The following is a 16,579-nucleotide window of genomic DNA, read 5'->3' on the forward strand; positions in this document are numbered from 1 at the left end:
ATGCGTTTCTTTTGAAAAATTATGCATAACTGAGGCAGTTGCCCTAGTTCATTTTCTAATATGACATATTGTATAAAGAGATTGAAAAGGAGGTGAAATTAAATATGGGATGCGGAAGAAATGATGATGCAGTAGGTCACAAAGTTTCAAAAGGATGTGTTTGCGACGTAGTTCGCGCTATTAAAGACATTCAAGACCAAAACGTTGATGAGGGTTGCGGCCCATGCCCAACTAACTGTTTCCTAGAACCTCTTGGTGGATTAGTAAGCCCCGCACGTATGCAAGCCGACACACGTGTATTTATGCTATTAGACAAAGACGGCACTCCTTTCAAAGCGTTTTTCAGAACTAGAGAATCAGGCGATCATCACTGCTACTCAGTCTTTTTCCGAGTAGAAGATATTTTCGATGGTTGCTGCGCTACATTACGTGTATTAATTCCATTAAAACACGGTGATCATGTAGCCGATTTGTTAACAGAATGTGGTACTGATGTAGATTTATCAACTATCTGTAAAGTTGTAAACTGGGAAGCATCAACTAGCTGTATTACTGTTGACTTGAATTGCTTCTGTGCAGTTCAATGTATAAAAGACGTCTTTTTAGGTGTTTGCGACTAATATCAAGTCAAAGGACTTTGCAGTAGTGTCTTTGTTTTAAAATGGATAATAGCAGTGTCAGGCAATGAGCTCCGAAGTTAGTTTTCTAACTTTTGGGGCTTTTTGTGATATTGTATTTTTAGCTTATGCAGTTAATATTTATTTTTGCATAAAAAAAGCCATCCCTTTTAAGGGATAGCTATTAAAATACTTTTCCTCGCCATTTAATTTCCACGAGTTCATTAATTTTCGTTGGATATACAACACCTGTGTAACTTTTCAAAATCACTTCATCTTGCATTACGCGATCGACGATTCCTTCTATAATACGGCCATCCGATAAACTAAATTGCAATGGTTGATAAGCTTTCTGTTGAAACGGTGCAGATAAGAATTTTAAACGCTCTTTTTTACGACGTACTTCAGCATCTTCTATAACTGGTTCTAAAGATTCTACTGGTTCAATGGATTCTACTTGCTCAGTTTCCTCTTCTACAACTATCTCTTCAATAACATCCACCAAAACAGGAGTACTATCACTATTAATATCAATAAAAAAAGCCGGGGGAGCTTTGATAAAAAGGAGTGGGCGATTCCCCAAGTTAACACATCCTTTTTTTCATATTGTATGCTCCTCCGGAAAATAAGTTCACATTAATTTACTAATGAACATCGTTGCAATCCCAAGATAAATTAAAATACTTGTTATATCATTTAATGTTGTAATAAACGGACCAGATGCTACCGCAGGGTCAATTTTCAATCGATGCATTAATAACGGTATAAAAGATCCTGCAATTGTTGCCACAATAATTGAACAACAAATAGCGGTTCCTACTAATAACCCTAAAAGCCACATGTGTTTCCAAAAGAACACAATACCAAACGCAATAACACCACAAACAACACCTGTAATTATGCCTGTAATTGCTTCTCGTATTAATAACTTCATCTTACTTTCTTCTTCAACATCACCAGTTGCAATCCCTCGAACAGCAACGGCTAATGCTTGCGTTCCACTATTCCCAGAAGTACCACCTATTAAAGGAATAAAAGCAGCAAGTATCGCCACTTTTTCTAATGTTCCAGTAAATAAGTCTACTAAATTAGCGGTTAACATGCCTAAAAACAATAATACAACAAGCCACGGCAAGCGTTTTTTCGCTGCAGCAAACGGGCTTTTGTCGAATGTTACCATGTCTGAAACCCCGGCTAATTTGGAGTAGTCATCTGACGCTTCTTCATCAATGACATCAATAATATCATCGACTGTAATAATACCCAGCATTTCGTTTTTTGAATTAATAACAGGTACAGCTAAAAAGTTATAGTCCTTCATAATTTGAGCGACTGCCTCTTGATCATCAGTTACATTAATACTTACCACACGATCATTCATTATTTGACGTATTAATGTGTCTTCTTCTGCAATGATTAAGTCACGTAAAGAAATAACACCCGTTAAATGATTTGTATCATCCACTACAAATATATAGTAAATCGTTTCTGCATCCGGCGCTGCGTTGCGTAAAATTGTCATCGCTGAACGTACGGTTGAATTCTCAGGAATAGCGACATATTCTGTCGTCATTATAGAACCGGCTGTATACTCCGCATAGTACAGAAGCTCTTTAATATCTTGTGCTGAATCTTTATCCATTATTTTAAGGAAATGAGTGATTTGATCTTTATCTAATTCATTTAAAACGTCAACCGCATCGTCTGTATACATAGCAGCTATCATTTGCGCTGCATATGTCGTATCCATTTCCTCTAAAATACCTTTATATTCATCATCATCGAGTTCAATAGCTTCAAAAATGTCAGCCATCTCTTTAGGGGAGAGATACTGATAGATAATCTGTCGTATATCTGGCCCCACCTTCTCATAAAACTGTGCCTGATCATACGGATGAAGTGCTAGATACTCCTCGCGAAAATTATCTGTTTCTAGATTCTCCAGTAATTGACGTAGGTGTTGCTCATCGAATTGTACTTCATCTTTTTCCTTTGTTTCTTCTATCATGCATGTCCCCTCCTCTCGACTCATTAAGTCAGTTAAAATAACACCTTACTATAATAGTGTGTAGACCTTCAAAAGTGCAATTATTTTTTTAAAACTTTTTAATTACAGCTCTTTGAACACCCCTAATACTAACATTCGTTAATGCACTTTTACAAATGGCATCTTTAAATTTCCCGGGAAATCAAAAATAAGGTGCTTTTTGTATAAAAGCACCTTACATTAATTATTCTATTAGTAGTGATTGCATATCTTTTGGTAAATTTATTTGCCAGCTATAATATTGTTTCGTCACTGGATGGTGTAACTGTAGCTCTACACAATGTAAAGCTTGGCGATCTATTAAATTTCTACGCCCTCCATACAATGTATCTCCAATAAGTGGATGCCCAATAGATGCCATATGTACACGAATTTGATGCGTACGTCCTGTGTGCAGTTTTAAACGGATATGAGTAATTGCTTCTCCATCTAACATTGTTCGTTTTAATACGACAACATCGGTATGTGCAAACTGTCCATCACTTCGTACTTCACGTTCAATAATACTTCCATCTTTGCGCCCAATTGGAGCAATAATGTCTTGCTGGTCTTGCTCCATATGGCCATGTACGATTGCTTCATACGTTCGATGTATAGCATGTCTCTTTTGAGCTTCACTCATAAGATGATGAACGTGACGATGCTTTGCTATACACATAAGGCCTGAAGTATCCCGATCTAGACGTGTTACAATATGCACAGTTGAAGCTAATTCCTGCTGTTGTAAATGAGCAGCTACAAAATTAGCAACACTACCTCTAGGATGATCATGGGAAGGAATCGTATTTTGATAAGGTTGTTTAGCAATAACTAGCAGTTCATGATCCTCGAAAATGACCTCGAGCTCCCCATCTTCAGGAACTAGTCCCTGACTAATTTCTTCCGGAGGAAAGATGATTGTGACTAAATCGTTCTTCTTTAGAATATGACGGACATTTTGCTCTATATTATTTACTAAAAGTTGTCCACCTTGAAATTTTATTGCAGTTAAAGCTCTCTTAGAAATTCCCCACATAGCAAGTGCATCTCTAAAAAGTTGGTCTTGCTCTACTTTAAACGTTAAGCGATATCGTAAATCTTTCATTATTTCAAATCACTATCAATAAAAGAATCATGTACACGTTGCCAAAACGGAAATGCTCTAAAGCGTGCAAACCGCACCTTTTCCTTCGCAACTTTGTACTGGATTGATTTTACATTTTTATGCAATAACTGCACATGATCGACTGTGACCATAAAATCTTTAGCCTTCACTGGCTTTAGCACGCAACTATGATGTGCTGGTAATACTAGTGAAGATCCGACTGTACGGAAAACGCGATTATTAATAGACGCCATTTCAGTCACTTGAATAGCTTCTATTGATGGATGTAAAATGGCACCCCCAAGAGCCTTATTGTAAGCTGTACTTCCTGAAGGTGTAGAAACACATAGCCCATCTCCACGGAAGCGTTCAAACGGTCTCCCATTTAATTCAACGTCCATTACTAATGTTACTTCTGGGGATTTAACTGTAGATTCATTCAAAGCTAAATAAGTGTAATTTTCATCTGAGTTTTGATAATTAATCACAACTTCTAACAGAGGATAATCGATTACTTTATAGTCACTCTTTGCTATGGAGATAACCAATTTCTCGATTTCAATTGGCTTCCAGTCAGCATAAAAACCTAGATGCCCCGTATGAATACCAACAAACGCAACATCTGACAAGATATGACTATATCGATGGAATGCATGTAGCAGTGTACCATCTCCACCAATCGACAACACGATATCTGGTTTTTCTTCATCTATTTCTAATCCAAAATCAGTTAAGTACGAGATAGCTCTTTCCATTAATTCATTTGATTGTGGATCGTTACGTGATTGAACAGCAAATTTCATAGATTTTCATGAGCTCCCTTCGAATTATCCTCTCTAACTTTTGGATTTGAAGCCTCTTTGTATTCGGTAAAATATTTTTGAGCTTCCTGTATCTCCTCGCGGATTAAAGACATTTCCTCATCTAAGCGGAACGCTGCCTCTGCTGCACTTTGCAGACGATTTTTTATTTCCTCTGGAAAAATCCCTTTATACTTATAGTTCAATGAATGCTCAATAGATGCCCAGAAGTTCATTGCAAGTGTTCTAATTTGAATTTCAGCTAAAATCTTTTTCTCACCTTGAATTGTTCCGACAGGATATTCGATTATCATATGATAAGAACGATATCCGCTAACTTTAACATTGGTGATATAATCTCTTTCTTCTACAACTGTTAAATCATTGCGCTGGCGTAATAATTCAATAACAGTAGGAATTTCATCCACGAATTGACACATGATACGTACCCCTGCAATGTCTTGTAACTCATGAGCTAGCATATCTGAAGGTTCAAAGACTAGGCCTTTTTCTAACGTCTTGTCATAAATACTCGCAAGTGGCTTCACCCGACCTGTTACAAATTCTATTGGTGACGTTTCATTTGATTTTTCGAATTGTGCGCGCATTCCTTTTAGCTTAATTTTCAATTCATCTACTGCTTGCTTATAGGGCTGTAAAAAGCGATCCCATTGTCCCATGATAAGTCCCCCTAATCTTCTCGGGATTCGTTCAATATTTCCGCAAAAGCTTCTTCAACAGCTGTTGAAAAGTCTGCTCCATAATTATGATTTCCTTCAATATTAAATATAAGTGCGTTTAATTCATCCTGAAAGTTCACTAATTCAGTCTGTCCATTCCCCCAAGTTAATATTGGCTCTAAATCAGATTGTAATGTTTTGACTAATAGTGGCCAAATAGCTTGAGGGAATTTTATGTAATGGTAGTCTTCCCCTGCATCCATTAAATAGATAAAAGCCATGGCGTCTGAATCAGTAATAACCTGACCTGCAGCTCGCCATTCACAATCAGATATTTCTCCGCATATTTGTAAATGCACTTGTTTTTCTTGTTGTGATCCATTTTCTACTATATATGTTTTACGCAAAGCCTATCTTCCTTTCCGTGAATCTCCTATCATTTTATCATAGTAAGCCTCATTACTACCCACTTTTTCGGTGAATTGTTATGCTTTTCCCCATTTCGACAATCATTGCAATGCCATCTATACTTCACCTATAATTAATTAATATGATTTCAAAAAAAGAAAGGGTGATTGGTATGGCACAACAACTTGAAATTGAGTTTAAAAACCTACTTTCGAAAGAGGAATATGAAGCGCTTTGTACTACTTTTGCAATTCCAAATGAAAATTTTCACGAACAGGCAAATCATTATTTCGATACAGCTGATTTCAGATTGAAGAAAGTACGCTCTGGCTTAAGAATACGCGAAGTTCAAAATCGCTTTGAATGTACACTTAAAGAACCTGCGGCTGGTATTGGATTATTAGAAACAACGGATTTATTAACTGAGGAACACGTAAATGCCGTGTTAAATGGAGCTACCCTAAAAGCAGATGAAGTAGATATTCGATTGAAAAAACTTCAGATTAATCCAGCTGATTTACAACTATTAGGTACACTTTTTACAAAGCGTGCCGAAATAAAATATAATGGCGGTCTTCTCGTTTTCGACCATTCTCGATATTTGGACACTGACGATTATGAACTAGAATTTGAAGTGACAAATGAGGAAACAGGTAGATTAATATTCGAGGAATTTTTAGCAAAACATTCAATACCTATTAGAGTAGCTGATAAAAAAATTGCTCGCTTCATGGCCGCCGTCAACAAGAAAAGAGGTTAACAAATGGATATATCAGCATTGAAAACGCTCCTTGAAATTCAAGGGCTTCAATCCATGGGATCGACTAGCTTATCTGCTACGGATTCATCATCTTCTTCATCTAATATGTTTACCCAACTAATGAATGAAATGATGACTTCATCAACATCTCAGAACAACCCTTCACAATTACTAGGCTTAACAAACTCAATGTCGGGCTCAAACGTTTTACCTGCTTCGGATTATTCTTCGTTATTAGGTAGTGGTTTAATGGGGTCATCAATAACGAACTCAATTAATGCAGTGTCGGGCTTGTACTATAATGGTACTTCACCTATTTATAGACCAACTTCGGTGTCTAATAATACATATAGTACAACACCTTTGAATCCAGTATTAACAGGTTATACTGCGGGACCTACTAATGTCACATCAAATACGCAATACGATACCATTATAAAAAAAGCGTCCGAAACTTATGGTATTCCCGAAAAGATGATTAAATCCGTAATTAAACAAGAATCTAATTTTAATAACTCTGTCGTTAGCCATGCTGGGGCTGCTGGTCTAATGCAATTAATGCCAGGTACAGCCAAATTCCTTGGTGTTTCCAATGTCTTTGACCCAGAACAAAACATTATGGGCGGTACGAAATATTTGAAACAAATGTATGATAAATTCGGTGGAGATATGAATCTAATGTTAGCTGCATATAATGCAGGGCCAGGGAATGTTTCTAAATATAATGGTATTCCACCATTTAAAGAGACGACAAACTATGTTTCTAAAATCATGAATAGCTATCAAGCCTAATTAGTCAACTGCCGTAGTTGTCGAATAATTACATATCAATTCACTCTTAGAATCGACATATAACTTATTATTATGTCGATTTTTTTTATGAATAAATTGAATAGAAGACACGATTTTTCATAGTAATCATACACTTTTACGGACTTTTTTATTAAACTATATGAAAAAAGTAATGTAATTTAATCGATTTGTTTGAGAAAAAACGTTTAGGTTGATAGAATAGAATTACAGCTAAAGCAAAGGAGCATCATCAATGACGCAAAAACCTATTATTCCTTATGAGGAAATTGGCGAAGAAACACTATCAAAAATGATTAAGATTTTCTACTCCAAAGTCGCTAAAAATCCGAAGCTAAAGCCGATATTTCCTGATGATTTAACTGAAACAGCACGCAAGCAAATTCAATTTCAAACTCAATATTTAGGTGGTCCAAATCTTTTTACAGAAGAGCATGGGCATCCAATGATGAGAGCCCGCCATATGCCCTTCAAAATTACACCTGAACGTGCACAAGCATGGTTAGAATGTATGGCTGAAGCAATGGATGAGGTTGGATTAGATGGAAAGATTCGAGAAATATACTATAAACGCCTCGTCCTTACAGCGCACCACATGATTAATTCACCTGATAACGACGAGGAGGTATTAGAGTGAATACTATTCAGATCATGCCGGCACCGCCTTCGCCTACTACTACTCTTAGTAGACCGATTGAACTTTATGTATTCATTGATCCACTTGCTCCAAACAGTTGGGATTTACAAGCAATTATCCGTAAGCTTCAAGTAAACTATAATCAATACTTTACTTTACGATTTGTTCTTAGTACAGAATTAGCTTCGCTTAATGTCGCTTGCCAACGTGTAAATAGCTGTAATAGTGAATATGAAGAAATCGATGTCTCTCATCCGGTTCTTCCTTCAATCGCAGTGAAGGCTGCTGAATTACAAGGGAAAAAAGCTGGCTACCGCTACCTAATGAAATTGCAAGAATATGTATTATTGAATATGAAAAACGTTCGTTCATGCTCGACCTTACTCGAAATTGCCAAAGAGGCAAATTTAGATATTCAAGAGTTCCAAACAGATTTCCAGTCATTGGAAGCTTCTCGTGCATTTCAAAGTGACTTATGTATAACACGTGAGATGGATGTAGAAGAAGTACCAAGCTTCGTATTCTTTAATGAAAATATTGAAGATGAAGGTTTAAAAGTAAGCGGAAATTATTCATATGAAGTTTATGAACAAATATTAGAAGAATTATTAGACGGTGAACTTATTTGTCAACAGCCACCATCAGTAGAAGAATTATTTAAACGGTATCATACATTATCAACTAAAGAAGTAGCATCAATTTATAACATTACTGAACAAACTGCTGACCGAGAGTTAAAAAAGAAAATGCTACAACAAAAAGTCGACCGCATCAATTATGAAGAATCATCGCTGTGGCGTTTAAAATAAATTATATATAGGCTAGTAACGATCTATTATGTCGTTGCTAGTCTTTTTTTTAATTATAAATCTTCTTGATTATATGTAAGGTACTAGTTAACATGTCCATGACAGTTACCAATTAATAAAATTAAACAAAATAAAAGAGGCGCCTCTACGAGAGACGCCTTCTTTTCACAAAGGGGATGGGAGAAATGTTCACGTTCAAACAAAGGGGTGTATGTTTGTTTGTGATTTATTTCACATCTAACACTTTAGCATGGAAAAAATGATATAGCAATGTTTCAGAACTGATTTCACAAAGTTGTCATAAGGAAAGCGTTTGCAAGTAGTAAACAGCCATTTAAACTTCAAATTGACATGGTTTTGTCGAGTCATATTAGTATTATTTGTGGGTTTTTAATTAAATATTACCTGTTTAATATTTTTCTATACAGAATGATTTCAAATTAAAAAGCCGAGGGGGAATATTACGAGGCTACTGAAAAAGTCCTTTTAAATAGGATTACGTTTAAAACTGTTGATTTACGTTCCGGGCGGGCGGTGAGCCTCCTCGTCGCTTCACTTCTGCGGGGTCTCACCTGTCCCGCTAATCCCACAGGAGTCGCCGCTCTACACTTCAATCAACGGAATATATTCCATACAAAGATAAAATAAAACATAAAAAAATAAGCGATTCATTCCAAATTTAATTAGAGGAATGAATCGCTATTTTATTAGATAATCGTATTATCAAATGTAGATGGTGTCCCCGATGATTGCTAATCAAGAAACGCTCCATTTATGGCAATTTACGATATCGTTGTGCCAAAAGATAATCAGCTCAGTCAAATCAATGACCTTGTTGATTTCTCCTTTGTGTATGAAGAATTAATAAATAAATATTGTCTCAATAACGGTCGCAATGCAATATTACCACCTTGACTTTTAATCATAAATTATTATACATCTAGAAGTTTTTCTAGTTCCTCTAAGTTTTTCTCGAATACTTTGCAAGCTTCTTCGATAGGCTCAGCAGATTCCATATTAACGCCCGCTGCTTTTAATACTTCAATCGGGAAGTCAGAACATCCGGCTTTAAGGAAATTATTAATATAACGATCTACTGCAGGTTGTCCTTCTTCAAGGATTTGAGCACTTAGAGCCGTTGCCGCACTCTTACCTGTAGCATATTGGTATACATAGTAGTTGTAGTAGAAGTGAGGGATACGTGCCCACTCTAGACCGATCTCTTCATCCACAACAATATCGTCACCATAATATTGTTTATTTAGATTATAGTAGACTTCTGTCATTTTTTCTGCTGTTAGCGCTTCCCCGTCTTGGTCAAGCTGATGAATAATATGTTCAAATTCAGCAAACATTGTTTGGCGGAAAATTGTACCACGGAATCCTTCTAACCAGTGATTTAATATATAAATACGTTGTTGTGGATCTTCAATCGTATTTAATAAATGATGGTTTAATAACTCTTCATTACAAGTTGATGCAACTTCTGCAACGAAAATAGAATAGTTACCGTATACGAACGGTTGGTTGTTACGAGTAAAGTAACTATGGACACTATGTCCAAATTCATGAACAAGAGTAAATAGATTATCTAAATTATTTTGCCAGTTCATTAGGATATAAGGATTCGTACCATATGCACCAGAAGAATATGCGCCGCTTCGCTTCCCTTTGTTTTCAAGTACATCTACCCAACGATCCTCTAAACCTTGCTTGACAATACTTACATACTCTTCACCAAGTACTTCAAAGCTTTTTAACATGTGGTTTTTTGCTTCTTCATATGGCATATCCACCTTTGACTCTTGTACAAGTGGTGTATATATATCCCACATATGAAGTTCCTCAACACCTAATACTTTTTTTCGTAGCGCAATATAACGATGCATTAACGGTAAATACTTATGAATTGTCGTGATAAGTTGATCATACACTTTTTCTGGGATATGATTGGCAGCCATGGCTGACTGACGAGCTGATTCATATTTGCGAATACGCGCATTTACATTATCACCTTTAACATTACCAGCAAGGGTCGTTGCAAATGTGTTACGGAATTCTCCGTACGTTTTATACATTGCACGGAATGCTGCTTCACGTACTTTGCGATCGCCACTTTCTAAGAAATGTGTATAATTCCCATGTGTTAGCTGAACTTGATGACCATTTTCGTCTTCAATCGTAGGGAACTGTAAATCAGCGTTATTTAATGTGCTAAATGTTTCAGACGATGCACTTGTTACTTCTGACAACTGTGCAAGGATTGCTTCTTGCTCTGCTGGTAAAATATGTGGACGCCCAATGTTAATTTCAAGCAATTCTTGTCTGTATAATTGAAGTTCCTCATTTTCAGCAAGATATTGTTCAATTATTTTTTCATCCAATGCTAAAATTTCAGGTGTTAAAAATGACAGACCAGTTGAAACCTTTGCATAAAGTGATTTACAACGACTATCCATTGCTTGATAGAAACTGTTCGCTGTGTCTTGATCTAAACGCATATGTGAATATGTGTAAAGACGCATTAATTTTGAATACAATTCATCTCGGTATTGTAGAACCGCTAAAAGTGCCTGTGCACCGTTTTCAATTGTTCCTTGAAAAGATGCAGCATTTTCACTCAAAGCACTAATTTTCTTAAACTCTGCTTCCCAAGCTTCGTCTGTCTCAAAGATATCTTCAAGACGCCAAGTAAGTTCAACAGGTACTTCTTGTCTTGTTAATACTTTTTGTTCTGATTTCGTTGTCATAATTATGACCTCCTATAGTAAATACGTTGAGAAACAAATACTTTATTATTTTCTCAATTTTCATAACACTTTGCAAGGAATTCACTATGCAATAATTGTAAGATATTAGCTTCTTTTGTTGAACAATGAATAGAGTGAATACCTAGTTCTTTCAACAACAAAATATAATGAAGAATCGCTTCTTTACCTCGCTCATCTTGGAAATAATTCGGATTATTTAAGATAAATATTGAAATAACCTCATCATCCACTTGTAATATACTAATTTGACAATCTTGTAAAAAGAATAATAATTTAGCTTGCCATTCTACAATGTAAACATCAATATACTGGGCATTTCGAACAGGTAAGCCAATGAAAAGAGGTAATTGGTCAAGTCTCATACGCGCACTGTAACAGGTTTTTAAGAGCCTATCCTGAACTCCCTTTCTACTTAAGTAGAAACGTTGCCTTAAAAAGCGCTGGCGGATATGTAAATGGAATTGCCAATATTGAGCGAATTCCTCCTTTGTAGGCTCTTTTAAATGCAAAAACGGAAAATGTTGATGTGAAATAGGTAACTGCTGTACCTTGGCAATAAAGCGATACCCTTGTATGAACAATAGATGAGAATAATAAATAAACGTTGCTGTAGTTGGATTGTAAGTAAGAAGGGTTGATCCATGTTGGGGATGACAAGTAATAAATTGCTGACGAAATGGAGAGAGCTGAATAAGTTGAATACGTGTAGATGTTAGCTGCTTAAAATTAGGGGTTTTAAGAAGCCAAAGAGGAACTATACTTGCATTTATATAACCTTTAGTCCGAGCTTGTATAACTTCAATAGGAATATTACTACACTGAAATTCAATCGCAAATTGCTCATTTTGAGTTGTTACCAATAAATCCGGCCGTTGAGACAAGTTCTTTAAAAATGGCTCCAGTTGAACAGTTATTCCTTTGTTTTCAAAAAAATGATACAGTTGTTGCTTACCTATTAAATGCTCTTTTGACTCTCCATCCGAAAATAATTGAGGACAATTCGAATTCTTATTGTGAGCAAAATGAGGAACAACAATATCTCCTATTCGAAGTCGTAACTCTTCTTTACATTGTGGACAAAAAAACTTATGGGTCCGCCTTAACTGTTTTAGCTTTTCTTTAGAATGTGAAATAGACAATATAAAGAGTTCATTTTTTATTGTTAATGCAGTTAAAATACAAACACCTCCTATTTTTATCCATTCTATTAATTAATGGGATAAATTGCAAGAAAAAAATCCTCCGGTTTTCGGAGGATTTCCACTGTCATTTAACAAAATATTTTATGACTGTATCAAAGCAGTCTTTTTCCATTAATGCTTTACCGTATTCTTGAAGAATGTGGATTGTTACTTCTGCGTCTGTGGAAAATTCAGTAATAACACTGAAAATGTCCTCAGCTTCATCATGTAAAACCTCTTCATTAAAACGGATGTGTAAATAATAGTTACCTTCCCACTGATACAACGCATTATGGAATAGTGATGTCTCTTGTATTTTTTGTGCAAGAGGAATAATATCATCAAATTCCTGTAATTTAAAGATAAAATCGGAGTCCTCATCAATTGTACTATTTACAAGATCTTCAAAATCATCAAATTCATGCGCTTTTGGCTCATCGCCACCAAATGCGGATGACATCATTCTTTGTTTATCTTCTATATCGAAGGGCGGTTCGATATGCTGACCGTCCTTATAAATTTTAGCATGTGTGATAGTTAGTTCAAGGCCATTCTCTTGAACTATCACTTGGATCCATAATGGTCCTTCAACTTCAAAATATTCTTCGTCATTTATTTCATCCATCATAGACCAGAAGAGTTCTTCACTTTTTTCCCGGTTATACCATACTTCATCTTTCGTGAATCCACGTTCTTCAATGTCATGATAAGAAATGAAGAGTTTAAGTGTATTCTCATTTATGCGTTCGATGTCCATATTACACAACTCCCTTCGGTCAATACTAATAGATGCATCGAGTCCACTTATGAACAAGTCTTTAAAATTTCTTGATAATACAGTGTCTAATACTATTGTATGATGAGTTTGTTGAAAATGGAAAGGAAATAACTCGGAAAATTACAACAGTATATGAATTGTAGTAGACAAGGTTTAGTAAATCAAGTCATAACGCTACTATGTATAAGTGTACTTGCCTCTTTTATATCGTAAATAATGAACTTTTTTAATGCATAAAAAAAAGCCAGTTGTGTAACACTTAACAACAACTGGCTCTAAAAACATATTGCATACTGCTGACTATTCCGAGCAAGCATGCAACATGTAAATGGCTCTTATTTTTAGTTAACCATCTTCTGTGCTTCTTGTAATTGATAAGCACGAACTTTACGAGGTAAGAATCGACGAATTTCATCTTCGTTATACCCAACTTGTAAACGTTTTTCGTCTAAAATAATCGGACGACGTAAAAGTCCTGGATGTTCTTGAATTAACTCATAAAGACGTTGTAAAGGTAAAGTTTCTACATCCACTTTTAGTTTTTGGAAAATTTTAGAACGAGTTGAGATGATTTCGTCTGTCCCATCCTCAGTCATGCGTAAAATTTCTTTTATTTCACTTATGCTTAAAGGCTCCGCGAAAATATTTCTTTCTGTATATGGAATATCATGTTCTTCTAACCATGCTTTTGCTTTTCTACAAGATGTACAACTGGGTGAAGTAAATAATGTCACCATCATATAAAACACATCCTTTCAAAATGTGTAGCGAATATAATAACATTCCTAAATTAGAATGACTTTAAAAAAAGAACTGTAAGCATATTATACAACATTTTGTCCAATTTGAATATATGCTATTAAGAAAAATTTCCATTGTAAGTTATGACCGTTTTTTCTATCATTTCAAGTTTTTCCATACAGGTTAGACCTCTTTATTACGCGTATATATGTAGTATCCCCAATAAAGCATTGCGGTAAACCTATTATTTCAAAAAAATATTCTCATTTAGAATCTCTATATTGAAAAAATGTCTATTATATTTACACTAATTATACGTTCAATCCTCAAAAAAGTTTCAATTTTAAATAAATTTCATAAATCAAATTTGACAAAAAACAAAACTGCCCCCTTAGTCAACCGATTTCATTGACTAAAGAGGCAGCCTTTAATTAATCATGATGCTTAATTATTTGCATGTTGAGCTTGTAATACTTTAAATTCAGCTTGAGAGCAATAGACAAAATGTCCGGGACGTACTTCACGCATTGTTACGTCCTCTCCATCTTTATAATTATGAGACTTTGGATCGTATGTTTTACGAACACGATTACGCTCATAATCAGGGTCTGGAAGTGGAATAGCTGATAGTAGTGATTGTGTATAAGGATGCATTGGATATTTATAAAGATCCTCTGCAGGTGCAAGTTCTACTAATTTACCAAAATACATTACACCGATTCGGTCTGAAATATATTTAACCATTGATAAATCATGGGCGATAAATAAGTAGGTTAATCCTTTTTCTTCTTGTAACTCTTTTAATAGGTTAACAACTTGTGCTTGAATTGACACATCTAGTGCAGATATTGGTTCATCTGCAATGATGAATTCTGGTTCTACTGCAAGTGCACGAGCAATTCCTAATCGCTGGCGTTGACCACCTGAGAATTCATGTGGATAACGGTTAGCATGTTCTTTATTTAATCCAACTGTTTCTAATAATTGATAGACACGTTCTTGACGTTCTTTTGCATTTTTCACAAGGCCGTGAATATCTAAACCTTCCGCTATTATATCCATTACTTTCATACGAGGATTTAATGATGCATACGGATCTTGGAAAATCATCTGCATTTTACGGTTAAACGACTTTAGTTCCGTTTTAGATTTACGACCATGGACATTTACACCATCATAAAGAACTTCACCGTCAGTGGCATCATATAGGCGAATAATCGTACGCCCTGTCGTAGATTTACCACAACCTGATTCCCCTACTAACCCTAAAGTTTCTCCTTTATAAATATCAAATGTAATATCGTCGATGGCTTTAACTTCATTTGGTTTTCCAGAATTGAAGTATTGTTTTAAATTTTTGATTTCTAATAGTTTTTTTTGTATTTTCATTTTAAAATACCTCCATTAGCACTTTCGTAATAGCGACTATTAGGGAATCGTTTCATTCTTTCAATAATTGTTGCAGGTGGTGTCACTTCTGGAGCATCTGGATGTAATAACCAAGTTGCCGCATAATGTGTATCACTTACTTTAAAGAATGGCGGCGTTTCTTCCATATCGATCTGCATAGCATATTCACTACGAAGCGCAAAGGCATCCCCTTTTGGAGGATTCAATAGATCTGGTGGTGTGCCTGGAATTGCATATAGTTTCTCTTCCTGTACATCTAAAGAAGGCATAGAACTTAGAAGTCCCCAAGTATATGGGTGCTGTGGATTGTAGAATATTTCATCTACTGTACCAATTTCAACAATTTTACCACTGTACATAACAGCTACACGATCAGCCACATTTGCTACAACACCAAGGTCATGAGTGATAAAAATAATAGATGTATCAATTTTCTTTTGTAGATCTTTCATCAGTTCAAGAATTTGAGCTTGTATTGTAACGTCTAGTGCAGTTGTCGGTTCATCAGCAATTAAAATTTTTGGGTTACATGCTAATGCAATTGCAATTACGATACGTTGACGTTGACCACCTGAAAATTGATGTGGATATTGTTTCATACGTTGCTCTGGTTGCGGCATCCCTACTAGTTTTAATAGATCAATGGCCATTTTTTGAGCTTCTGATTTCGCTACATTTTGATGTTTTAAAATCGGCTCCATTATTTGTTTACCAATTGTCATCGTAGGATTCAAAGATGTCATAGGATCTTGGAAAATCATCGAGATATCTTTCCCGCGAATTTTCTGCATTTCTTTATCAGTTAATTTCGTCAAATCTTTTCCATTAAATAAAATCTGACCATTTTTAAATTCCGAACTAGATTCAGGTAGAAGGCGCATAATAGCTTTAGTCGTAACCGATTTACCTGAACCTGATTCCCCAACGATTGCTAGTGTTTCTCCTTTTTTCAAATCGAAGTTCACACCACGAATCGCTTTCACTTCACCAGCAAACGTGTGGAAGGAAAGCTCAAGATTTTTTACTTCAAGTATTTTCTCCATAAC

General features: G+C 35.6%; 17 protein-coding genes. 5 read left to right on the forward strand and 12 right to left on the reverse strand.

Annotated features, from left to right (window positions below; translation table 11 throughout):
- The first annotated feature begins 104 nt into the window (after window positions 1-104).
- Window positions 105-620 carry a CotY/CotZ family spore coat protein gene (locus tag AMD00_RS14445; RefSeq protein ID WP_053417715.1) on the forward strand — a complete coding sequence of 172 codons (516 nt, stop codon included), beginning with the start codon at window positions 105-107 and terminating at the stop codon, window positions 618-620.
- 181 nt (window positions 621-801) lie between these two features.
- Here the strand turns inward: AMD00_RS14445 and AMD00_RS14450 are convergent, their stop codons facing one another.
- The 6 genes from AMD00_RS14450 to AMD00_RS14475 all read right to left on the reverse strand — a co-directional run bounded on the left by AMD00_RS14450 (window position 802) and on the right by AMD00_RS14475 (window position 5,635).
- Window positions 802-1,200, reverse strand: coding sequence for a hypothetical protein (locus AMD00_RS14450; protein WP_053417716.1), 399 nt, complete (start codon window positions 1,198-1,200; stop codon window positions 802-804).
- Window positions 1,201-1,248: 48 nt separating this feature from the next.
- Window positions 1,249-2,625, reverse strand: coding sequence for a magnesium transporter (gene mgtE, locus AMD00_RS14455; protein WP_053417717.1), 1,377 nt, complete (start codon window positions 2,623-2,625; stop codon window positions 1,249-1,251).
- A gap of 223 nt (window positions 2,626-2,848) precedes the next feature.
- Window positions 2,849-3,748 carry an RluA family pseudouridine synthase gene (locus AMD00_RS14460; protein ID WP_053417718.1) on the reverse strand — a complete coding sequence of 300 codons (900 nt, stop codon included), beginning with the start codon at window positions 3,746-3,748 and terminating at the stop codon, window positions 2,849-2,851.
- Window positions 3,748-4,551: an NAD kinase gene (locus AMD00_RS14465; protein ID WP_053417719.1), complete on the reverse strand. Its 804-nt coding sequence runs from the start codon at window positions 4,549-4,551 to the stop codon at window positions 3,748-3,750. The genes AMD00_RS14460 and AMD00_RS14465 overlap by 1 nt, the downstream gene beginning before the upstream one ends.
- The gene (locus AMD00_RS14470) at window positions 4,548-5,228 is read right to left on the reverse strand and encodes a GTP pyrophosphokinase (RefSeq protein ID WP_038179606.1); all 681 of its coding nucleotides are present in this window, start codon (window positions 5,226-5,228) and stop codon (window positions 4,548-4,550) included. Before AMD00_RS14470 ends, AMD00_RS14465 begins: the two co-directional genes overlap by 4 nt.
- Window positions 5,229-5,239: 11 nt before the next feature.
- The gene (locus AMD00_RS14475) at window positions 5,240-5,635 is read right to left on the reverse strand and encodes a UPF0738 family protein (protein WP_053417720.1); all 396 of its coding nucleotides are present in this window, start codon (window positions 5,633-5,635) and stop codon (window positions 5,240-5,242) included.
- A 173-nt stretch (window positions 5,636-5,808) separates the two neighbouring features.
- On the opposite strand from AMD00_RS14475, the gene AMD00_RS14480 reads away from it, so the two are divergent.
- The 4 genes from AMD00_RS14480 to AMD00_RS14495 all read left to right on the forward strand — a co-directional run bounded on the left by AMD00_RS14480 (window position 5,809) and on the right by AMD00_RS14495 (window position 8,652).
- Window positions 5,809-6,396 (forward strand): CYTH domain-containing protein, encoded by a 588-nt coding sequence (locus tag AMD00_RS14480; protein ID WP_053417721.1) that lies wholly within the window; start codon window positions 5,809-5,811, stop codon window positions 6,394-6,396.
- Window positions 6,397-6,399: 3 nt separating this feature from the next.
- Window positions 6,400-7,188, forward strand: coding sequence for a lytic transglycosylase domain-containing protein (locus AMD00_RS14485; RefSeq protein ID WP_053417722.1), 789 nt, complete (start codon window positions 6,400-6,402; stop codon window positions 7,186-7,188).
- A 253-nt stretch (window positions 7,189-7,441) separates the two neighbouring features.
- A complete protein-coding gene (locus tag AMD00_RS14490) occupies window positions 7,442-7,843 on the forward strand; it encodes a globin domain-containing protein (protein WP_038179615.1) in 402 nt (133 codons plus the stop codon).
- Window positions 7,840-8,652 carry a ClpXP adapter SpxH family protein gene (locus AMD00_RS14495; protein WP_053417723.1) on the forward strand — a complete coding sequence of 271 codons (813 nt, stop codon included), beginning with the start codon at window positions 7,840-7,842 and terminating at the stop codon, window positions 8,650-8,652. The genes AMD00_RS14490 and AMD00_RS14495 overlap by 4 nt, the downstream gene beginning before the upstream one ends.
- A gap of 932 nt (window positions 8,653-9,584) precedes the next feature.
- Here the strand turns inward: AMD00_RS14495 and pepF are convergent.
- The 6 genes from pepF to AMD00_RS14525 form a co-directional block, all read right to left on the reverse strand.
- Window positions 9,585-11,402: an oligoendopeptidase F gene (gene pepF, locus AMD00_RS14500; RefSeq protein WP_053417724.1), complete on the reverse strand. Its 1,818-nt coding sequence runs from the start codon at window positions 11,400-11,402 to the stop codon at window positions 9,585-9,587.
- Window positions 11,403-11,455: 53 nt separating this feature from the next.
- Window positions 11,456-12,562, reverse strand: a complete 1,107-nt coding sequence (locus AMD00_RS14505) for a competence protein CoiA family protein (RefSeq protein ID WP_053417725.1) — start codon at window positions 12,560-12,562, stop codon at window positions 11,456-11,458.
- Window positions 12,563-12,689: 127 nt separating this feature from the next.
- Window positions 12,690-13,361: an adaptor protein MecA gene (gene mecA / locus AMD00_RS14510; protein WP_038179621.1), complete on the reverse strand. Its 672-nt coding sequence runs from the start codon at window positions 13,359-13,361 to the stop codon at window positions 12,690-12,692.
- Window positions 13,362-13,723: 362 nt separating this feature from the next.
- Complete coding sequence (spxA, locus tag AMD00_RS14515) at window positions 13,724-14,119, reverse strand: transcriptional regulator SpxA (RefSeq protein ID WP_179078282.1); 396 nt, start codon at window positions 14,117-14,119, stop codon at window positions 13,724-13,726.
- A gap of 448 nt (window positions 14,120-14,567) precedes the next feature.
- Window positions 14,568-15,506: an ABC transporter ATP-binding protein gene (locus AMD00_RS14520; protein WP_053418309.1), complete on the reverse strand. Its 939-nt coding sequence runs from the start codon at window positions 15,504-15,506 to the stop codon at window positions 14,568-14,570.
- 2 nt (window positions 15,507-15,508) lie between these two features.
- Window positions 15,509-16,576 carry an ABC transporter ATP-binding protein gene (locus AMD00_RS14525; RefSeq protein WP_053417726.1) on the reverse strand — a complete coding sequence of 356 codons (1,068 nt, stop codon included), beginning with the start codon at window positions 16,574-16,576 and terminating at the stop codon, window positions 15,509-15,511.
- Between the last annotated feature and the right edge of the window lie 3 nt (window positions 16,577-16,579).

Origin of the sequence: Viridibacillus arvi (assembly GCF_001274945.1) — a bacterium.
Classification (GTDB): domain Bacteria; phylum Bacillota; class Bacilli; order Bacillales_A; family Planococcaceae; genus Viridibacillus; species Viridibacillus arvi.